The organism is Streptomyces sp. DSM 116793 (assembly GCF_057320905.1).
Window position 1 is genome coordinate 1,138,956 of the sequence record NZ_CM170494.1, and the last position, 19,635, is coordinate 1,158,590.

Sequence of the window (19,635 nt, forward strand, 5' to 3'; positions counted from 1 at the left end):
CCCATGGCGAACCACTCCTCTCACCACCACGCACACCACGCACACACACATGCGGACCACACGCGCCCTGACGGCGCCGATGTCGGCCCGGACGCCCATGCCGACACCGACGAGGCGGCGCTCGCCGAGCTCCTGGACCTCTCCGCCGAGGTGCTCCACTCCCACCTGGCCGAGGTGACCGCCTGGCTGGCCGAGCTGGCCGACGACCGGCCGCCGCGCCGGGTCCTGGACCTGGGCAGTGGGACCGGCAGCGGCACCTTCGGCCTGCTGCGGCAGTTCCCCGACGCCCATACGACCGCCGTGGACAGCTCGTCCTTCATGCTGCACCGCCTGCGCGACCGGGCCCGCGCGCTCGGCATGGCGGACCGGGTGCACACGGTGCAGGCGGACCTGGACGAGACATGGCCGGCCGTGGGCACGCCCGACCTGGTCTGGGCGTCCGCGTCCCTGCACCACCTCGCGGAACCCGACCGCGTCCTTGCCGAGGTGCGCTCCGTGCTCCGGCCCGGCGGACTGCTGGCGGTGACCGAGATGGACAGCCCCCTGCCGCGCTTCCTGCCCGACGGTGCGGGGCCCGGTGCGCCCGGTCTCGAAGCGCGGTGTCATGCCGTCCTGGCCGAGGTCCAGGCGGAGCACATGCCGCTGCTGGGCTCCGACTGGGGCGCCCGCCTGGCCGGGGCCGGCTTCGCCGTGCGGGCCGAGCGGCCCTTCGTCATCGACCTGGCGCCGCCGCTGCCCACCGCGGCCGGGCGGTACGCCCAGGCGACGCTGTCCCGGATCCGTTCCTTCCTCGGGGACCGGTTGACCGCGGATGATCTGGCGGCGCTCGATGCCCTCGTCGACGAGGAGAGCGACGAGGGTGTGCTGCACCGCTCCGACCTCACCGTGCGCACCGCGCGGACGGTATGGGTGGCCGCGCGCCCCTGAGCGCCTCCGGCGCCCCTGAGCACCTCCGACGTGCGACACCGGTCCGTGGGCCGGCGGCGACACGCGCCGCCCCTTCGGGCCGGTGGCGACCCGACGGTGTCATCGGGGCTGGGCACGCAGTTCCCCGCGCCCCTGCATCGCGGGGCCGCTCCCCCTCGGGGGCGGGACCCGCGCGGGCAACCCACCACCGGGCCGCGGGCGGGCACGACGGAGACTGCCTGCCCCTTCGGGCCGGTGGCGACCGGACCGTCTCGCCGGAGCCGGCCGCGCCGTCCCCCGCGCCCCTGCCCTGGCGCGGGCTCACGGCAAGGGGGCGCCTACTTCTTGCGGCCGCGCTTCTCGCGTACCCGGACCGAGATATGGATCGGCGTGCCCTCGAAGCCGAACTCCTCCCTCAGCCGGCGTTCGATGAACCTGCGGTAGCCGTGCTCGATGAAGCCGGAGGCGAAGAGCACGAAGCGCGGTGGCCGGGTGCCCGCCTGGGTGCCGAAGAGGATCCGGGGCTGCTTGCCGCCGCGCACCGGGTGCGGATGGCCGGCGACGAGTTCGCCGAGGAAGGCGTTCAGCCGCCCGGTCGGCACCCGGGTCTCCCAGCCCGCGAGGGCGGTCTCGATCGCGGGCACCAGCTTCTCCACGTGCCGGCCGGTGCGCGCGGAGACGTTGACGCGGGGCGCCCACGCCACCTGCCCCAGCTCGCGCTCGATCTCGCGCTCCAGGTAGTAGCGGCGCTCCTCGTCGAGGGTGTCCCACTTGTTGTAGGCGAGGACGAGCGCACGGCCCGCGTCCACCGCCATGGTGATGATGCGCTGGTCCTGCACGCTGATGGAGTCCGCGGCGTCGATGAGGACGACGGCGACCTCGGCCTTCTCGACGGCGGCCGCGGTACGCAGCGAGGCGTAGTAGTCGGCGCCCTGCTGGAGGTGGACACGCTTGCGGATGCCCGCCGTGTCGACGAATCGCCATGTCCTGCCGCCGAGTTCGATGATCTCGTCGACCGGGTCCCGGGTGGTACCCGCGAGTTCGTCGACGACGACCCGCTCCTCCTTGGCGACCTTGTTCAGCAGTGACGACTTGCCGACATTGGGGCGGCCGATGAGGGCGACCCGGCGCGGCCCGCCGCCCTGGGCGGCGAAGGTCTCCCTGGGCGCCTCGGGCAGCACCTCCAGCACGGCGTCCAGCATGTCGCCGGTGCCGCGGCCGTGCAGCGCGGAGACCGGGTGGGGCTCCCCGAGGCCGAGGGACCACAGCATGGCCGCGTCGGCCTCGCCGCTCGGGCCGTCCACCTTGTTGGCGCAGAGCACCACGGGCTTGCCGGCCTTGCGCAGCAGCCGGACGACGGCCTCGTCGGTGTCGGTGGCGCCCACGGTGGCGTCCACGACGAACACCACCGCGTCGGCGGCGTCGATGGCGTACTCGGCCTGGGCGGCGACGGAGGCGTCGATACCGAGGACGTCCTGCTCCCAGCCGCCGGTGTCGACGACCTTGAAGCGCCGCCCCGCCCACTCGGCCTCGTAGGTGACCCGGTCGCGGGTGACCCCGGGGGTGTCCTCGACGACGGCCTCCCGACGGCCGATGAAGCGGTTCACCAGTGTCGACTTGCCGACATTGGGGCGGCCGACGACGGCGAGCACCGGCAGGGGGCCGTGCCCGGCCTCCTCGATGGCGCCCTCGACGTCCTGGAGGTCGAAGCCCTCTTCCTCCGCGAGCTCCATGAACCGGGCGAACTCGGCGTCACCGAGCGCGCCGTGCTCGTCGCCGCCGAGTCCGGCGCCCTCGTTCCCGGGGCCCTCGGGCTGGATCTGGTCGTTCATGAAGTCCGTACCTCGTTCGTCGTGGTGCCGGTGGGCGGGGCCGGTGGTCCGGCGGCCCACCGGCTTCAGAGTGTGGCCCGGCGCCCGGTGATGCGCCTGGCGTTTTCCAGGTGGGCGGTCAGGCGCTCCTGGATGCGCACGGTCGCCTCGTCGAGCGCCTTGCGGGTGCGCCTGCCGTCCCCGCCCCGCTGGGCGTGGAAGGGGTCGCCGAAGACCACGTCCACCCGGGCGCGCAGCGGCGGCAGCCCGCGTATCAGCCGGCCGCGCGCCGCCGTGCTGCCCAGGACGGCCACCGGCACGATCGGCGCACCGCTGCGCACCGCGAAGTAGGCGAGCCCGGCGCGCAGCGACGCGAAGTCGCCGTCACCACGCGTACCCTCCGGGAAGATGCCGAGCACCCCGCCGCGCCGGAGGACGCCCAGCGCCTGGGTGACGGCGGTGCGGTCGGCCGTCGCCCGGTCCACCTTGAGCTGGCCGATGCCGCGCAGGAACGGGTCGAGCGGGCCGACGAACGCCTCCTTCTTGATCAGGAAGTGCACGGGGCGCGGTGCGGTGCCCATCAGCATCGGGCCGTCGATGTTGTGGGAGTGGTTCACGGCCAGGATCACCGGGCCGCCGGCCGGCATCCGCCAGGCACCCAGCACCCGGGGCCGCCACAGCCCGTACATCAGGCCGATCCCGATCCTGCGGCCGACCTCGGCACCGCGGAACGAGGGCTCCCCGTCCACGCGGCCCGGGACGGCGTCGGTCCCGGTCACCTCGCCGCCCGCTTCTCCTCGACGAGCGTGACGACGCACTCGATGACCTGGAGGAGGGTGAGCTCGGTGGTGTCGACCTCGACGGCGTCGGCCGCCTTGGCGAGCGGGGACGTCTTCCGGCTGGAGTCGGCGGCGTCCCGCTTGATCAGGGCCTCGCGGGTGCTGTGCACGTCGGCGCCCTTCAGCTCCCCGCTGCGGCGCGCGGCACGGGCCTCGGGCGAGGCGGTGAGGAAGACCTTCAGGTCGGCGTCGGGCAGCACCGCCGTGCCGATGTCGCGGCCCTCCACCACGATGCCGCGCTCCGCGGCGGCGGCGAGCGACCGCTGCAACCCGGTGATCCTGGCCCGTACCTCGGGCACCGCGCTCACCGCGCTGACCTTGGCGGTGACCTCCGGCGTCCGGATGGGGCCCGAGACGTCCACGCCGTCCACGGTGATGGTGGGGGCCGCGGGGTCGGTGCCGGAGACGATCTCGGGCTTGTCCACGGCGGCGGCGATGGCGGCCGGGTCGGAGACGTCGATGCCGTTGTGCACCATCCACCACGTCATCGCGCGGTACTGCGCCCCGGTGTCGAGGTAGCTCAGTCCCAGCTGCTGCGCGACGGCCCGTGAGGTGCTCGACTTGCCCGTGCCTGCCGGACCGTCGATGGCGACGATCACTGCCGGGACGGTCCGGGCGGCGGTTTCTGCGGTGACTGCGTTTTCCACAGGAGACGGGCACCTTCCTGATACGGGTGTCTGCGTACGGCAACGGGATCGTACGCGGACACGCCCTGGGGACGACGGGGCGTGCGGCTTGTCCGGGCACGAATGTGCCCAGCACAAGGTTACTGGCTCGTCCGGGCGCTTCTTACGGCCCCGGGTGCCAGGGCCCGGGGCACCTGCGCCCGGGCCGCCCTCGGTCTATGGACGCACGGCGCCCCCGGAAGGGGCGCGGGGAACTGCGCGACCGGCCACGACGAGACCGCAGGACGGCCACTGCCCCAAGGGGCACCCTCCGCCGTCCGGCCACCGGCGCCAGCCGGGGCGGACGCGCGGCCCTGCGCCGCGGCCGGACCAGGCTCCCGGGGCCACGGCCGGGGCCGGCAGGGCTACTGCCGGATCGACCAGCCCCGCTCCCGCAGCGCAGCGGTCAGCACCGGCGCCGACTGCGGGACCACCATGAGCTGCACCAGGCCGGCCTGCTGGCCGGTGGCGTGCTCGATACGGACGTCCTCGATGTTCACCCCGGCCCGGCCCGCGTCCGCGAAGATCCTCGCGAGCTGGCCCGGCTGGTCGTCGATGAGCACGACCACGCTCTCGTACACCGCGGGCGCCGCGCCGTGCTTGCCGGGCACCCTGATCTGCCCGGCGTTGCCGCGCCGGAGCACCGCCTCGACACCGCGCGCGCCGCCGATGCGCTTGTCCTCGTCGGCGGACTGCAGGGCGCGCAGCGCCCGGACGGTCTCGTCGAGGTCGGCGGCGACGTCCGAGAGCAGGTCGGCGACGGGGCCCGGGTTGGCGGAGAGGATGTCGATCCACATCGCGGGCTCGGAGGCGGCGATCCGGGTCACGTCGCGGATGCCCTGCCCGCAGAGCCGCACCGCCGTCTCCTCGGCGTGCTCCAGGCGGGCCGCGACCAGGTTGGAGACCAGGTGGGGCATGTGCGAGACGAGGGCGACGGCGCGGTCGTGCGCGTCGGCGTCCATCACCACCGGGACGGCGCGGCAGAGCGCGATCAGCTCCAGGGCGAGGTTCAGCACCTCGGTCTCGGTGTCCCGGTCGGGTGTGAGCACCCAGGGCCGGCCCTCGAAGAGGTCGGCGGTGGCGGCGAGCGGCCCCGACTTCTCACGTCCCGCCATGGGGTGGGTGCCGATGTAGGCCGCCAGGGCGGCCGCGTCCAGGCCGAGCGCCTCCAGTTCCCGGCGGGGCCCGCCCTTGACGCTCGCCACGTCGAGGTAGCCGCGGGCGGCGCCGCGCCGCATCGCGGCGGCCAGGGTGCCGGCCACGTGGGCGGGCGGCACGGCGACCACCGCGAGGTCGACGGCGCCCTCCGGCTCGGCATCGGTGCCCGCACCGAGGGCGGCGGCGGTGCGGGCCTGCTCGGGGTCGTGGTCGGCGAGGTACACCTGGACGCCGCGGCCGGTCAGAGCCAGGGCGGCGGAGGTGCCGATCAGTCCGGTGCCGATGACGAGCGCGGTTCTCATTGGGCGATGTCCTTGCGGAGTGCGGCCGCCGCGCCCAGGTAGACGTGGGCCACTTCGGAGCGGGGCCGGTCGGTCTCGACATGGGTGAGGACGCGGACGACGCGCGGCATGGCGCCCGCGATGTCGAGTTCCTGGGCGCAGATCAGCGGCACGTCGGTGAGGCCCAGCTTGCGGGCCGCGGCGGCCGGGAAGTCGCTGTGCAGGTCGGGGGTGGCCGTGAACCAGATACTGATCAGGTCGTCCGTGCTCAGCTCGTTCCGCTCCATGATGGCGGTGATCAGCCGGCCGACCTGCTCGTCCATGTGGTCGGCCTCGTCCCTGTCGAGCTGGACGGCACCCCGGACCGCTCGTACCGCCACAACCAGCTCCTCACCCGCGCAGTTACCCGATGGTGCGCCTCGCGCACCGGCGTGCTCCGGACAGGGTAGCCCCGCCCCGCGCCCACGCCGGGGCGCAGCCCCGCCCGGCAGGGGCGCGGGGGAGTGCGCGGCCGGCCCACCACCGGCCGTCCCTCACTGCCTCAGAGGTGTGGGCGGCACCCACCGGGAACAACCGGAACCACCCCTCCGGGCCGGTGGCGCCCGCAGGGTCTCGTCGTGGCTGCCCCCCACTGGCTGAACCGCTGGGAGGTACCCCCCGGCAGTTCCCCGCGCCCCTTCCGGTGCGCGCCCCTCCCGGGGGGCCGTTACAGCTCCACCTCGCGCATCAGCATCCCCACCTCCGTGTTCGACAGCCGGCGCAGCCAGCCCGACTTCTGGTCGCCGAGGGTGATCGGCCCGAAGGCGGTCCGTACCAGCTTGTCGACGGGGAAGCCCGCCTCCGCGAGCATCCGGCGCACGATGTGCTTGCGGCCCTCGTGGAGGACCACCTCGACCAGGTAGTTCTTGCCGGTCTGCTCGACCACCCGGAAGTGGTCGGCGCGCGCGTACCCGTCGTCGAGCTGGACGCCGTCCTTGAGGCGCTTGCCGAGGTCGCGCGGGATCGGGCCCTGGATCGCGGCCAGGTAGGTCTTCCGCACGCCGTACCGCGGGTGGGTGAGGCGGTGGGCCAGCTCGCCGTGGTTGGTGAGCAGGATGACGCCCTCGGTCTCCGTGTCGAGCCTGCCGACGTGGAAGAGCCGTGTCTCACGGTTGGTGACGTAGTCGCCGAGGCACTGCCGCCCCTCGGGGTCCTCCATGGTGGACACCACGCCCGCGGGCTTGTTCAGCGAGAAGAACTGGTACGACTGCGTGGCCACGGTCAGCCCGTCGACCCTGATCTCGTCCTTCACCGGGTCGACCCGCAGCCCCTGCTCCACCACGATCCGGCCGTTGACCTCCACCCGGGCCTGCTCGATCAGCTCCTCGCAGGCGCGCCGGGAGCCGTATCCGGCACGGGCCAGCACCTTCTGCAGCCGCTCGCCCTCCTGCTCGCCGCCTGCGCCCTGGGCGGTGGACCGCTTCGCGGCGGCCTTCTCGGCGTACCGGTCGCGGTTGCGCTGTTCCAGTTGGGCCTCGTACTCGCGCGACCGGGCCGGCGACGTCCTGCCCCCGCGCCCCTTGGCCGCACCGGACTTGGCCGTGCCGGACCTGCCCGCACCACCTTGGGGCCCGCCCTTCCCGGCACCGCCGCCTGTCCCGCCGGGGCGGTCGTAGCGGCGCTCCTCGGGGCGTGGGCGGCCCGAGCGCTGCTGCCTGCGGTCGCGGCCGCCGCCCGCTCCACGGTTGTCGTGGTGGCCGCCGTCACGGCCGCCGCTGCGGCCGTCGCCGCCGTTCCTGCCACTGCTTCGCATCACAGTTCCGTCTAGTCGTCTGCGTCGTGTGTGTCGTCTGGGTCCGGTGCATCCGGGTCGAACGACGGCACACCTTCCTGCGTGTCGGCCTCGATCGCCTCCGCCTCCGGGAGGAAGGGCGCGAGCTCCGGGAGCTCGTCGAGGCCACGCAGTCCCATGCGCTCCAGAAAGTAGTTCGTCGTCCTGTACAGGATCGCACCTGTCTCGGGTTCCGTGCCCGCCTCCTCGACGAGGCCCCGCTGGAGCAGGGTGCGCATGACGCCGTCGCAGTTCACCCCGCGCACGGCGGAGACCCGGGAACGGCTCACCGGCTGGCGGTAGGCGACCACCGCGAGGGTCTCCAGCGCGGCCTGGGTGAGCCGGGCCTGCTGGCCGTCCAGGACGAACCCCTCGACCGCCGCCGCGTACTCGGGCCGGGTGTAGAACCGCCAGCCACCGGCCACCAGGCGCAGCTCGAAGCCGCGGCCCTGGACGGTGTACTCGTCGGCGAGCTCCTGGAGGGCGTCCGCGATCTGCCGGCGGGGCCGCTGGAGGATCTTCGCCAGGTGCTCCTCGGTGGCCGGCTCGTCCACCACCATGAGGACGGCCTCCAGGGCGGGCTTGAGGTCCAGTTCCGCCACCGCCCGGGTGCCCGCGGGGGGCGCGTCGGCGTCGCCGCCGGTGGTGGCGGCCCGCCCGGTGTCCGTGTGCGTGCTCATGCCCTGTCCTCGCCGTCCTTGCCGTCCCCGGCCGCTTCGCCCCTGCCGCCGGGCTCGTCGCCGTCCTTGCCGCCGCCCTTGCCGTCGGCAGGCTCGGGGGGCCTGTCGAACTCGTCGGTGACCTGCGGCCGTACGTCGCCGTCGCCGCCGGTCCAGCGCACCATCAGCTCGCCCAGGGCCTCCTCCTGGTCGAGCGCCACGGCCTTCTCACGGTAGAGCTCCAGCAGCGCGAGGAAGCGGGCGACCACCGTCAGGGTGTCCGCCGCGTCCGCGACCAGCGCGCGGAAGCTCGCCTCGCCCTGCTCGCGCAACCGGGCCACCACCACCTCGGCCTGCTCGACGACGCTCACCAGCGGGGCGTGGATGTGGTCGACGTAGACCTGCGGCTCCGGCTTGGGCTGCATCGCCTTCACCGCCAGCTTCGCGAAGCCCTCGGGGCCGATGCTGATGACGACCTCGGGCAGCAGCTCGGCGTGGTGCGGTTCGAGGCCGACGGTGCGCGGGTAGCGGCGTGCCTCGGCGTCCAGCCGGTCGACGAAGATGTCCGCGATCTGTTTGTACGCGCGGTACTGCAACAGCCGCGCGAACAGCAGGTCCCGCGCCTCCAGCAGCGCGAGGTCCGCCTCGTCCTCGACCTCCGCGGCGGGCAGCAGCCGGGCCGCCTTCAGGTCCAGCAGGGTGGCGGCGACCACCAGGAACTCGGTGGTCTGGTCCAGGTCCCAGTCGGGCCCCATGGCCCTGATGTGGGCCATGAACTCGTCGGTGACCTTGGACAGCGCGACCTCGGTCACATCCAGCTTGTGCTTCGAGATGAGCCCCAGCAGCAGGTCGAACGGCCCCTCGAAGTTCACCAGCCGGACCTTGAAGACCCCGTCGTCCACGGGCTCCTGGGGACTTTGGCCGGGAGCGGCACCGTCGGGGGCGGACTCGGCCGTCCCCGTGGGTACCGGGGTGGAGGCGGCTTCTGCCGCGGCGGCGGGCCCGGCTCCCCGCACGGCCGCCGCGACGGGTTCGGTCTCCCCCACGGAGGCGGTCTCCCCCGCGGGAACGGGCTCCCCCACGGGGGCGGCGTCGGGAACAGCGGCGGGATTTGGCACCGCGGAAAGGGCGGGTTCCCGTACGGGAGCGGGTTCAGGAGGTGCCTCGGGGGCCTGCTCGGGAACGGGCCGGGGCTCGGGTCCCGCCACGGCATCGGGCTCGGGCTCGGGCTCGGGCTCGGGCTCGGGCTCGGCAACAGGATCGGGCGCGGGCTCGGCGGCGGGCTCGGGCGCGGCGGCGGGATCCGTGACAGGCCCGGCAGCGGGATCCGTGGCGGGGCCGGCGGCCTCGCGATCGTGCCCCGCGGCGGAGGGAGACCGCTGCGCCGGGGCGGCCCCGGGCCCGCGGCCCAGCGCCCGCCTCGGCCTGCCGGGGCGTCCCGCGCCCGAGGGCGGCGACTCAACATCGTCCGAGCTCATCAACGTTCCCGTAGGCGGAGGGCGACAAGCCCCACAGGCTACCGCCTACCGCCCCCGCAGCCGCCGCACGAGAATGCTCGCGTCCCCGCGCGACTCCAGATCGGCGAGGACCACGGCCACGGCCTCCCGCACGATCCGCCCGCGGTCCACCGCGAGGCCGTGCTCGCCCCGCAGCACCAGCCGGGCGTGTTCGAGGTCCATCAGCTCCTCGGCCGACACGTAGACCGTGATCTTCTCGTCGTGCCGCTCACGTCCGCTCGGCCTGCGTCCGGCCGTACGCCCGCGCTTGCGCGCCTGGGCCGGCGCCGACGCGTTCGCCGCGCGCCCCTGGAGTCCGGCCGCCGCTGCCGGGGTCTCCTGCGTCTGACGGCGCGGGGGCCGTGCGCCGGCCGCCTCGTCCTCCGTTGCGCGCTCCCCCAGGCGGCTGCGCGGCTCCCCCGCGCCCTGCTCCGCCTCCGCCGTGCCGTGCTCCCCGCTGTCGGTGTCCTCGGCCGCCGTGCGCCCGCCGTCCGTGACGGTCTCGACCCGCTCGGTGTCCGAGTGCCGTGCCCCGTCCCGCGGCTGGCCGTCCTTGGCCGCGGTCTCGTCACTCTCGCCCGCGGGCGGCGGCACGCGTGGTTCGCCGTTGGTCTGACGCCTCGGGGTGGACGCCTGGAGCGCCATTCCCCCGGTGGTGCGGAACAGTTCGTCGGCCCCCGGCAGACTCACTCGGCGTGACACCGGGCGAGCACCTCCCTGGCGAGCTGGCGGTAGGCGGCGGCGCCGACGGAGTTGGAGGCGTACGTGGTGATCGGCTCGCCGGCGACCGTGGTCTCGGGGAAACGCACGGTACGGCCGATGACCGTGTGGTAGACGTGGTCGTCGAAGGCCTCGACGACACGCGCGAGCACCTCGCGGCTGTGCACCGTTCGCGAGTCGTACATGGTGGCGAGGATGCCGTCGAGTTCGAGGTCGGGATTCAGCCGCTCCTGGACCTTCTCGATGGTCTCGGTGAGCAGCGCGACGCCGCGCAGCGCGAAGAACTCGCACTCCAGGGGCACGATCACCTTGTGCGCTGCGGTGAGGGCGTTCACGGTCAGCAGGCCGAGCGAGGGCTGGCAGTCGATGACGATGTAGTCGTAGTCGGCCATCAGCGGCTTGAGGGCGCGCTGCAGGGTGGACTCGCGGGCCACCTCCGACACCAGCTGCACCTCCGCCGCCGACAGGTCGATGTTGCTCGGCAGCAGGTCCATGTTGGGCACGGCGGTCTTCAGAAGGACCTCGTCGGCGGCCATGCCCCGCTCCATGAGGAGGTTGTAGACCGTGAGGTCCAGCTCCATGGGGTTGACGCCGAGGCCTACCGAGAGCGCGCCCTGCGGGTCGAAGTCGACGAGCAGGACACGCCGTCCGTACTCGGCGAGCGCCGCGCCCAGATTGATGGTCGACGTGGTCTTGCCGACGCCGCCCTTCTGGTTGCACATCGCGATGATCTTGGCCGGGCCGTGGTCGGTCAGCGGTCCGGGAATGGGGAAGTACGGCAGCGGGCGCCCGGTCGGGCCGATCCGCTCGCGACGCTGGCGGGCCGCGTCGGGCGCGAGCGTGGCCGCGTACTCCGGATCCGGCTCGTACTCGGCGTCGGGGTCGTAGAAGTGCCCTTCGGGCAGGTCATCGTAGTCGGCGAAGTGGCCGCGGTTGTCACCACTCCGGTCGCCGGCCATGGCGTTCACGTGATGGCCATCCATGCTCTGGTGTGCTGTCTGTGCCTGTGGCGGGGTCGCCTGAGAACTCTGGTGGGCTGCGAAGGTGCGGACAGCGACGGAGCCGACAGCATCAAAGCCCGCGGGACGCTGGGCCCCCACAGGCATTCCTGGTTGCCCACCCCCGGGAGAAAATGTCGACTCATTCACAAGTCGTCTTACCTCCTCGGATGACCAGGAAACTTGTCTATAGGTCAGCGTGGCACCATGCCGACGGTTGGCGACTCTATGGCGTGTCACCGGTCCGCAGCAACACAATCCGCCAGACCAGGCCCGATGTGTCGGCAACCGAACACCCCGCTGTCAAGGGCGCACAGCAGGCGTTCACCGGCTTTCACGGGTGTGCGAATCGGTTAAAGGGTTACGTTCGAGGCGAGTTGAGCACGCCGAGAGCGAACAAGATCGGCCCGTTCGCACAGTGGCGCGACACACATCGAAACGGCGACCGCCGGAACCCGCTGACGGGATCCGGCGGTGTGAGGGTGTTGACGCGGGCCGTTGACACCGGCCGCACGGCGGGACGCCGCCCCGCGAGCGGCGCGGGACCGTCGGCCGAGCGGCGCGGGACCGTCGGCCGAGCGGCATCGCGCCGCCTTCCGGGCGGCTGCCGGTCGAGCACCGCGTCGCGGTCTGCCGTCAGTCGAGTACCGCGTCGAGGTCGGTGTGGTCGAGGCCGTGCGCCTCTGCGACCTCCTTGTAGACGACCTTGCCGTCGTGCGTGTTGAGCCCCTTGGCCAGCGCAGGGTCCCGGCGCAGCGCGCCCGCCCAGCCGCGGTTCGCGAGCTCCACGACGTACGGGAGCGTGGCGTTGGTCAGGGCGTACGTCGAGGTGTTCGGGACGGCGCCGGGCATGTTCGCGACGCAGTAGAACAGCGACTCGTGCACGCCGAAGGTCGGCTCGGCGTGCGTGGTGGGCCGGGAGTCCTCGAAGCAGCCGCCCTGATCGATAGCGATGTCGACAAGTACACTTCCCGGCTTCATCCGCGAGACCAGCTCGTTGCTCACCAGCTTCGGCGCCTTGGCGCCCGGGATGAGCACGGCACCGATGACGAGGTCCGCGGCGAGGCAGGCCTTCTCCAGCTCCAGGGCGTTGGAGACCACGGTCTGGATCCTCGTGCCGAAGATCCGGTCCGCCTCCTTGAGCTTGTGGATGTCCTTGTCCAGCAGCGTCACATGGAAGCCCATGCCCACGGCGATCTGCGCGGCGTTCCACCCCGAGACGCCGCCGCCGATGACGACGGCCCGGCCCGCGAGCACCCCGGGCACCCCGCCGGGCAGCACGCCGCGCCCGCCGCCCGGGCGCATCAGGTGGTACGCGCCGACCTGGGGCGCGAGCCGGCCCGCCACCTCCGACATCGGCGCGAGCAGCGGCAGCGCGCGGCCGGGCAGCTCCACCGTCTCGTAGGCGATCGCGGTGGTGCCGGAGTCCAGCAGGGCGTCCGTGCACTCCCTGGAGGCGGCCAGGTGCAGATAGGTGAAGAGCGTCTGGTCCTTGCGGAGCCGGTGGTACTCCTCGGCGATCGGCTCCTTGACCTTGAGCAGCAGGTCGGCGCTTGCCCAGACCTCGTCCGCGCCCTCCAGGATCCGGGCGCCCGCGGCGATGTACTCGTCGTCCGTGATCGAGGAGCCGACGCCGGCGTTCCGCTCGACGAGGACCTGGTGGCCGTGACGGACCAGCTCGTGGGCGCCGGCGGGCGTGAGCGCCACGCGAAACTCGTTGTTCTTGACCTCGCGGGGGATGCCGACCTTCATCGTCGATCACGGTCCTTGGCTCGGGGGTTCTCGGAAACGAATGCAGCGCATGTGGACATATGCGAACACACTCGGATGCAGCGGCGCATCACGGGAGAGACCGCAAAACACTATGGCGGAGCCAGTCTAATGAAGGATTTCCCGGTGTCTAGCCTTTCAATACAGTAACTCGCACGCAATCTGCCGCTGATTTCTTAGGTTGCAGGTGGAGCCTCGGGGCTGACTGCGTTCCTCTCCGCGGTGGCGGGGGCGGGCACGTGCGGGGCGGCCGCGCGGGGGGTCGGGCCGGCCTCGGGGGTTTCGGGAGTGCGGCCGGCGCCCGGGGTGGCCGGGGTGCTGGGGGTGCCACTGGTGGCCGGGGTGGCGGGGGTGGCGGGGGTGTCAGGACGGGCCACTTCCGGACCGGGCGTCGCGGGCGGCCCTGGAGCTTCCGGTTCGCCCGTACGGGGGGTTCCGGGAGCGCGCGCCCCGGAGGTCTCCGCGCGGGACGTGCCGGGGGCGTCGACGGCTCCCGGGCCGGACGAGCCGGGGTCGCCGTGAGCTTCCGGGGCGGACGTGCCGGGGGCGTCGGGGGCGTCGGGGCCGGCTGCTCCGGGGGCGGAGGGCTCGGGGGGTGCGGAGGGCTCGGCGGCCTCGGAGGCTGCGCAGGCCTCGGGGGCCTCGGGGAACGCGCAGGCCTCGGGGACCTGGGAGAACGCGGAGGCCTCGGGGGCCTCGGGGAGAGCATCAGTATCGGGGGGCTCGGGGGGCTCGAGGGGCTCGAGGGGCTCGAGGGCCCCGGAGGTCTCCTTCTCGGACGGTGCGGGGGTGCCGGAGGCCTCGGCTCCGGATGCTTCCCGGGCCTCCAGGGCGTCCAGGGCCTCCGGGGCCTCCGGGCGTGCCGGTGCCTCCGGTGCCTCGGAAGCCTCCGGTCCGGCTGTACCGGAGGCCTCTGCGGCCGCCGTGCCCGCACCGCGTGCGGGCTTCTGCTCGTCTCCTTCCGCTTCCGCGGGCGGGCCGGCGCCGTCCCCGCCCTCGGGGGGTGCCACGGCCCCGGCGCCGTCGCCGGCCGTCCCGAGCGGGCCGTCCGGGACGCCCCGGCCGGCCTCGGCGGCGGAGAGCTCCTGGCCGAGCATCCGTTCCGCCGCCTGACGGTGCAGGCGGGCCGCAGCGGGGTCGCCGAGCCGGGCGAAGGTGTCGGCGAGCCGGAGCTGGAGCGCCGCCTGCAACCGCTCGTCGCGGGCGTGCCTGGCCCACTCGACCGCCTCGCGGCAGGTGCGCAGCGACTCCTCGTACTGGCCCGCGTACTCCTGCACCCGTGCCAGCTCGCTCATGGCGCGCGCCTGTCCCGCCAGGTCCCCCGCCTTGCGGTGGCCGGCCACCGCCGCGCGCCAGCTCCGCAGTGCCTCGGGATAGCGTCCGCCGAGGCACTGCGCGGCCGCGATACGGCCGTACAGCCGCGCGGCGTCGGCGCGCTCGTCGCGGGCCAGACGCTGGGCCAGGGCGCGTCCGAACCAGTCCGCGGCCCGCTGCCAGTCCCCCAGCTCCTGGTGGGCGCCGCCGATGGACTCCATGGCGCGCCCGGTGGCGTAGGGGTCGTCGGCCCTGCGCCCGGCATCCAGTGCCGCGCGGTAACGGGTGAGCGCGGCCTCGGTGCGGCCGGTGCGGGCGTCCAGGTCCGCCAGGTTCAGCAGCGCGGCGGCCTGCTCACGGTGCAGGCCGCGGCGCTCGGCGACGTCCAGCACCAGCTGGTGGATGCCGTACAGCTCGGCGGCGGCCGCCTCGGTGCCGCGGTGTGCGACGAGCGCCCGCACGAGGGCCGCCATCAGCCGGCGGGCGAGGGTGTCGAGGCCGCCGTCGGCGACCGCCGCGTCGGCGGCGGCGAGCAGCGCCGGCTGCCGGATCTCCAGCCAGCGCCGGGCGGCGGTGGTGCTGGGGAAGCGCAGGGTGGCGGGCAATTCCGCGAGCCTCCTGCGGGCCGCCGAGCCGGCCGGTTCGGCGGCGGCACGGCAGGACTGCAGGAGGCGTACGGTCCGCTCCAGCATCCGGGCCCGGGCGAGTTGCAGCTCGGCGGGGCGGTCCTGCGTCTCGGTCAGGCGGCGGAGCAGCGGCAGCAGGCAGTCGGGTGCCACGTACTGCGGCAGCGGGGAGTCCAGCCGCCGCGCCAGGCCGAGCGCGGTGAGGTCGTCCAGGGCGGCGTGGGCGTCCGGGACCGAGCAGCCGGACAGCGCGGACGCGGTGTGCGGGTCGGCGAGCCCGGCCGGGGTGATGCTGAGCAGCCGCAGCACGCGTGCGAGGGGACCCGGCAGGTCTGCGTGGACGAGGGCGAAGACCCGCGCGAGGGGGGAGCCGTCGGCGCCCGCGGGCTCGGCTGCGATCCTGCGCGCCAGATCGGCGACGGCGGCCCGGGGCCGGGCGGCGAGCCAGCCACCGGCGAGCACCAGCGCGGCGGGCAGCCGGCCGCACTCCTCGACGAGCCGCTCGGCGGCCTGTGGGTCGCAGGTGATGCGCACCGAGCCGGCGTAGCGGCTCAGCAGCCGCACGGCGGAGGTGGTGTCGAGGCCGCCGAGCGTGCAGGGCCGCACGTCCGGGATGCCGGTCAGCGGGCGTTCGGATACGGCGACGACCAGGCTGTCGGGGGCGTCGGGCAGCAGCAGGTCGACCTGCTCGGCGTCGGCGGCGCCGTCCAGGAGGAGCAGCACGCGGCGGGTGGCGAGGGCGTCGCGCAGCTCGCCGGTCAGGTCGTCCTCGTCGGCGCCGGGGGGTGCGGGCAGCCGCAGCGCGCCGAGCAGGTCGCGGGCGGTGCGTGCGAGGGGCACCGGTGCGCCGTCCGACCCGGTCAGCCGGGCGCGCAGCACGCCGTCGGGGTAACGGTCCGCTACCTGCCGTACGAACTCCTCGGCGAGCGCGGTGCGCCCGGAGCCGGGCCGGCCGGCGATGAGCAGGACCCGGGCACGCGGGGCCTTGCGGCCGGCCAGCGTGTTCAGGCCCGCGCCCTGGGTGTCGGCGCGGAGGGCCTTCAACTCCTGTATGCGGCCGAGGAACTGACGTTCCGTCCGTGAGTCGCCGGGCGTGGGGCGCTGCCCCTGACCCGGCACCTCGATACCGCTGGTGTCCACCGCCTGCTGTGACACGGGCCACGCTCCCGTCGAACTGCGCGCACTCGCCCGCCGGGACGCCCGCCGGGGCGTCTCAGAGCCTAGTTCACTCTCTGCGACGATCGGTGCGGCGCGCGGCAATCGGATCCCTCGATCGGATCAGGCGATGGTCGCACCGGGGCGAGGCGGGGCCGCTCGCGGCGGCCCGGTGGACGAGTGGTCCCGGTGGGCGAGTGGTCCCGGGTGCCGGGGAGCGGGCGGTCCCTGATCCCTGGTGAGCGGGTCCCGGCAGGCGGGAGCCGGCAAGCGGGGCCGCGGTACGGGCGTCCGGGTGCGGGAGCCGTCCGCGCGCCGTCGTCCCCCCGACATCAGGGACGCCGTCCTCCGCCCGACGTCAGGGGACGCCGTCGCCCCGCCCGACGTCAGGACTCGAAGGGCCGTGCCGGCCAGGGCGCCAGCGCGGGCCGCAGCGCGTCGAAGCCGTCGCCCTGCCGGGCCGCGACCAGCGAAAGGACGCCGACGACGAGGCAGTTGTTGTGCAGGTCGCCGGCGAGGATGCGGCCGACCAGTTCGTCGACGGGCACGCGCGCGTGCTCCATGTCGGCCTCCTCGTCCTCCACGGCGAACCGCTCGCCCTTGGCCTCGGAGAGGTCGCGGGCGAGGAAGATCCGCACGGCCTCGTCGCAGCCGCCGGGGGTGGTGTACACATCGGTCAGCACGCGCCAGTCCTCGGCCTTGACGTGCGCCTCCTCGTACAGTTCGCGCTGCGCGGCGTGCAGCGGGTTCTCACCCGGGACGTCCAGCAGACCCGCGGGGATCTCCCAGAGCTTCTGCCGCACGGGGTGGCGGTACTGGCGGATGAGCAGGACGCGGTCCTCGTCGTCCAGGGCCAGGACGGCGACCGAGCCGGGGTGGACCTGGTAGTCGCGGCGGGCGATCGAACCGTCGGGCATGAGCACGTCGTCGGCTCGCACCGAGGTCTTGTTTCCCCTGAACGGCGTCTCGCTGGCCCTGATCTGCCATTCCTCAGGCGTGTCCTTGATCGTCATATGCCCTGTCCTCCCACACACACGCAACCAGAAACCAGGGCAGGCCCCGCAAAAGGAGCGTACCCCGGCCACCGTATCGCTCGCCGGGGAACTGTCCGCAGCAAGACGTGCGGCGGCCTCCGGCCCTGTGTACGCGGGGCCCGGGCCCCGGCACACGCCTGCGGCGGGTTACCGGGTCCGGGGAGCCCCTTGCGGTCGTTCCCGGGCCACCGGCCGGTGCGGCTGAGCGCGCGGCCACCGGCCGGTGGGGCTGAGCGCGCGGTTCCCCGCACCCCGGCCAGGGTGCGCCCGGGCAGGGGCGTGGGAAGCGTGGCTCGAAAACCAGGACCGGGGAAGCCCGGGGCTCCGGAGCCCCTACTCGCCGTTCTTCCGGCGCACGGCCGCCTCGACCAGTCCCGCGAAGAGCGGGTGCGGGCGGGTGGGGCGGGAGCGGAGCTCGGGGTGGGCCTGGGTGGCGACCAAATAGGGATGGGTCTCGCGCGGGTACTCCACGTACTCCACGAGCTTGCCGTCCGGCGAGGTGCCGGAGAAGTGCAGACCCGCCTTCTTCTCCAGCTCGGCGCGGTAGGCGTTGTTGACCTCGTAGCGGTGCCGGTGCCGCTCCTCGACGTACTCCCTGCCGTCGTAGACCTCCCGCACGACGGAGCCCTCCGCGAGCTTGGCGGGGTACATGCCGAGCCGCATGGTGCCGCCCATATCGCCCTCGCCCGCGACGATGTCGAGCTGCTCGGCCATGGTGGAGATCACCGGATGGGGCGTCGCGGAGTCGAACTCGGTGGAGTTCGCGTCGGGGATGTCCGCGAGGTGCCGGGCGGCCTCGATCACGATGCACTGCAGGCCGAGGCAGAGACCGAGCAGCGGAATCCGCTGCTCGCGCGCGTACTGGATCGCGCCGACCTTGCCGCTCACGCCACGGTCGCCGAAGCCGCCGGGGATGCACACGGCGTCGACGTCACCGAGCTGCTGCTGCGCGCCGGCCGGGGTCCGGCAGTCATCGGAGGCAACCCACTTGATCTTGACGCGGGCCTTGTTGGCGAAGCCTCCGGCGCGCAGCGCCTCGGTCACCGAGAGGTAGGCGTCGGGGAGGTCGATGTACTTGCCGACCAGGGCGACCGTGACCTCGTGCTCGGGGTTGTGGACGCGGTCGAGCAGGTCGTCCCAGACCGTCCAGTCGACGTCGCGGAAGGGCAGGTCGAGCTTGCGGACCACATAGGCGTCCAGGCCCTCGGTGTGCAGCACCTTGGGGATGTCGTAGATCGACTTGGCGTCGATGGCGGCGACCACCGCGGCCTCGTCGACATCGCACATCAGGGAGATCTTCCGCTTGATCGCGGTGGGCACCTCGCGGTCGGCGCGCAGGACGATGGCGTCGGGCTGGATGCCGATGTTGCGCAGCGCGGCCACGGAGTGCTGCGTGGGCTTGGTCTTCAGCTCGCCGGAGGGCCCGATGTAGGGCAGCAGGGAGATGTGCACGACGAAGACGTTGTCCCGGCCGACCTCGTGCCGTACCTGGCGGACGGTCTCCAGGAACGGGAGCGACTCGATGTCGCCGACGGTGCCGCCCACCTCGGTGATCACGACGTCCACGTCCTCGGTCGCCATGCGCCGGATGCGGTGCTTGATCTCGTTGGTGATGTGCGGAATGACCTGGACCGTGTCACCGAGGTACTCGCCGCGCCGCTCCTTGGCGATCACCTGGGAGTACACCTGGCCCGTGGTGACGTTGGCGGACCCGTCCAAGTCGACGTCGAGGAAGCGCTCGTAGTGCCCGATGTCCAGGTCGGTCTCGGCGCCGTCGTTGGTGACGAACACCTCGCCGTGCTGGAACGGGTTCATGGTGCCCGGGTCGACGTTCAGGTACGGGTCGAGTTTCTGCATCGTTACCCTGAGTCCGCGGGCCTTGAGCAGCGCGCCCAGGCTGGAGGCGGTGAGGCCTTTGCCGAGGGAGGATGCAACACCCCCGGTGACGAAGATGTGCTTGGTCGTCGAGGAGGGCGGCAAACGATTCGGCATGGCCAAGACGGGGCTCCCGTGTCGCGGTCTGAGGGGCTGGCGGCGGCCTGGGCGGTGAGGTACTCCAGGAGTGCCTTCGCTGCGGCTCGGGGGTCACGCACCGTCGCGGTATCGTCGGCACTGGCACCGGCCATACCGATGATGAGCCCACCGGTCCACGGGCTACCAGGGTATCAGCGCCGAACAGGGGCTGCTTCCGGCCACACTCCGCAAGGGATCGGACACGCCTCGCCCGGCTCCCCCTATCGGGGGTATCGGGTTCTCAAGTGAGGTGCACGGATCACCGACGAGCGTCGTATCCTGCTCGGACACTTGCTGCAGAGCCGCCGGCAGAAGGCACCACACTCGCCTGTGTCCCGGTATGGAAGCGCGTCGGCAGGCCTTTCTATATTTGATGCTTT

Annotated in this window: 14 protein-coding genes and 1 pseudogene; 1 reads left to right on the forward strand and 14 read right to left on the reverse strand. The window is 73.4% G+C overall.

Annotated elements, in window-relative coordinates:
* The first annotated feature begins 3 nt into the window (after positions 1-3).
* Positions 4-927: a class I SAM-dependent methyltransferase gene (locus ACSMXW_RS04845; protein WP_485804229.1), complete on the forward strand. Its 924-nt coding sequence runs from the start codon at positions 4-6 to the stop codon at positions 925-927.
* 317 nt (positions 928-1,244) lie between these two features.
* Here ACSMXW_RS04845 and der read toward each other — a convergent pair whose 3' ends face one another.
* The 14 genes and pseudogenes from der to pyrG all read right to left on the reverse strand — a co-directional run bounded on the left by der (position 1,245) and on the right by pyrG (position 19,234).
* A complete protein-coding gene (gene der / locus ACSMXW_RS04850; protein WP_485804230.1) occupies positions 1,245-2,738 on the reverse strand; it encodes a ribosome biogenesis GTPase Der in 1,494 nt (497 codons plus the stop codon).
* Positions 2,739-2,803: 65 nt separating this feature from the next.
* On the reverse strand, positions 2,804-3,406 hold the full coding sequence (locus ACSMXW_RS04855; RefSeq protein ID WP_485807810.1) for a lysophospholipid acyltransferase family protein: 603 nt from the start codon (positions 3,404-3,406) through the stop codon (positions 2,804-2,806).
* An 86-nt stretch (positions 3,407-3,492) separates the two neighbouring features.
* Complete coding sequence (gene cmk / locus ACSMXW_RS04860; RefSeq protein ID WP_485807812.1) at positions 3,493-4,155, reverse strand: (d)CMP kinase; 663 nt, start codon at positions 4,153-4,155, stop codon at positions 3,493-3,495.
* 431 nt (positions 4,156-4,586) lie between these two features.
* Positions 4,587-5,681 (reverse strand): prephenate dehydrogenase, encoded by a 1,095-nt coding sequence (locus tag ACSMXW_RS04865; RefSeq protein WP_485804231.1) that lies wholly within the window; start codon positions 5,679-5,681, stop codon positions 4,587-4,589.
* Positions 5,678-6,040, reverse strand: a complete 363-nt coding sequence (aroH, locus tag ACSMXW_RS04870; RefSeq protein ID WP_485804232.1) for a chorismate mutase — start codon at positions 6,038-6,040, stop codon at positions 5,678-5,680. Before aroH ends, ACSMXW_RS04865 begins: the two co-directional genes overlap by 4 nt.
* Before the next feature lie 326 nt (positions 6,041-6,366).
* Positions 6,367-7,452, reverse strand: a complete 1,086-nt coding sequence (locus tag ACSMXW_RS04875; protein WP_485804233.1) for a pseudouridine synthase — start codon at positions 7,450-7,452, stop codon at positions 6,367-6,369.
* 11 nt (positions 7,453-7,463) lie between these two features.
* The gene (gene scpB, locus ACSMXW_RS04880) at positions 7,464-8,150 is read right to left on the reverse strand and encodes an SMC-Scp complex subunit ScpB (RefSeq protein ID WP_485804234.1); all 687 of its coding nucleotides are present in this window, start codon (positions 8,148-8,150) and stop codon (positions 7,464-7,466) included.
* Complete coding sequence (locus tag ACSMXW_RS04885) at positions 8,147-9,607, reverse strand: segregation and condensation protein A (protein WP_485804235.1); 1,461 nt, start codon at positions 9,605-9,607, stop codon at positions 8,147-8,149. The genes scpB and ACSMXW_RS04885 overlap by 4 nt, the downstream gene beginning before the upstream one ends.
* Positions 9,608-9,652: 45 nt before the next feature.
* Entirely contained in the window at positions 9,653-10,327 is a 675-nt protein-coding gene (locus ACSMXW_RS04890) for a hypothetical protein (RefSeq protein WP_485804236.1), read from the reverse strand.
* Positions 10,312-11,451 (reverse strand): ParA family protein, encoded by a 1,140-nt coding sequence (locus tag ACSMXW_RS04895; RefSeq protein ID WP_485804237.1) that lies wholly within the window; start codon positions 11,449-11,451, stop codon positions 10,312-10,314. Before ACSMXW_RS04895 ends, ACSMXW_RS04890 begins: the two co-directional genes overlap by 16 nt.
* Before the next feature lie 528 nt (positions 11,452-11,979).
* Positions 11,980-13,095: an alanine dehydrogenase gene (gene ald / locus ACSMXW_RS04900; protein ID WP_485804238.1), complete on the reverse strand. Its 1,116-nt coding sequence runs from the start codon at positions 13,093-13,095 to the stop codon at positions 11,980-11,982.
* A 1,088-nt stretch (positions 13,096-14,183) separates the two neighbouring features.
* Positions 14,184-16,208: pseudogene (locus ACSMXW_RS04905) on the reverse strand (tetratricopeptide repeat protein); the annotation flags it as partial.
* 386 nt (positions 16,209-16,594) lie between these two features.
* Positions 16,595-17,221 (reverse strand): NUDIX domain-containing protein, encoded by a 627-nt coding sequence (locus tag ACSMXW_RS04910; RefSeq protein WP_485804239.1) that lies wholly within the window; start codon positions 17,219-17,221, stop codon positions 16,595-16,597.
* A gap of 354 nt (positions 17,222-17,575) precedes the next feature.
* Complete coding sequence (pyrG, locus tag ACSMXW_RS04915; protein ID WP_485804240.1) at positions 17,576-19,234, reverse strand: CTP synthase; 1,659 nt, start codon at positions 19,232-19,234, stop codon at positions 17,576-17,578.
* Positions 19,235-19,635: the final 401 nt, after the last annotated feature.

Bases quoted from the DNA above. Each gene is read 5' to 3' on its own strand.
- ACSMXW_RS04895 (WP_485804237.1), bottom strand. From the start codon at position 11,451: ATGCCTGTGGGGGCCCAGCGTCCCGCGGGCTTTGATGCTGTCGGCTCC.
- ACSMXW_RS04875 (WP_485804233.1), bottom strand. From the start codon at position 7,452: ATGCGAAGCAGTGGCAGGAACGGCGGCGACGGCCGCAGCGGCGGCCGT.
- der (WP_485804230.1), bottom strand. From the start codon at position 2,738: ATGAACGACCAGATCCAGCCCGAGGGCCCCGGGAACGAGGGCGCCGGA.
- ald (WP_485804238.1), bottom strand. From the start codon at position 13,095: ATGAAGGTCGGCATCCCCCGCGAGGTCAAGAACAACGAGTTTCGCGTG.
- ACSMXW_RS04865 (WP_485804231.1), bottom strand. From the start codon at position 5,681: ATGAGAACCGCGCTCGTCATCGGCACCGGACTGATCGGCACCTCCGCC.
- scpB (WP_485804234.1), bottom strand. From the start codon at position 8,150: ATGAGCACGCACACGGACACCGGGCGGGCCGCCACCACCGGCGGCGAC.
- ACSMXW_RS04845 (WP_485804229.1), top strand. From the start codon at position 4: ATGGCGAACCACTCCTCTCACCACCACGCACACCACGCACACACACAT.
- ACSMXW_RS04885 (WP_485804235.1), bottom strand. From the start codon at position 9,607: ATGAGCTCGGACGATGTTGAGTCGCCGCCCTCGGGCGCGGGACGCCCC.
- pyrG (WP_485804240.1), bottom strand. From the start codon at position 19,234: ATGCCGAATCGTTTGCCGCCCTCCTCGACGACCAAGCACATCTTCGTC.
- ACSMXW_RS04910 (WP_485804239.1), bottom strand. From the start codon at position 17,221: ATGACGATCAAGGACACGCCTGAGGAATGGCAGATCAGGGCCAGCGAG.
- ACSMXW_RS04855 (WP_485807810.1), bottom strand. From the start codon at position 3,406: ATGTACGGGCTGTGGCGGCCCCGGGTGCTGGGTGCCTGGCGGATGCCG.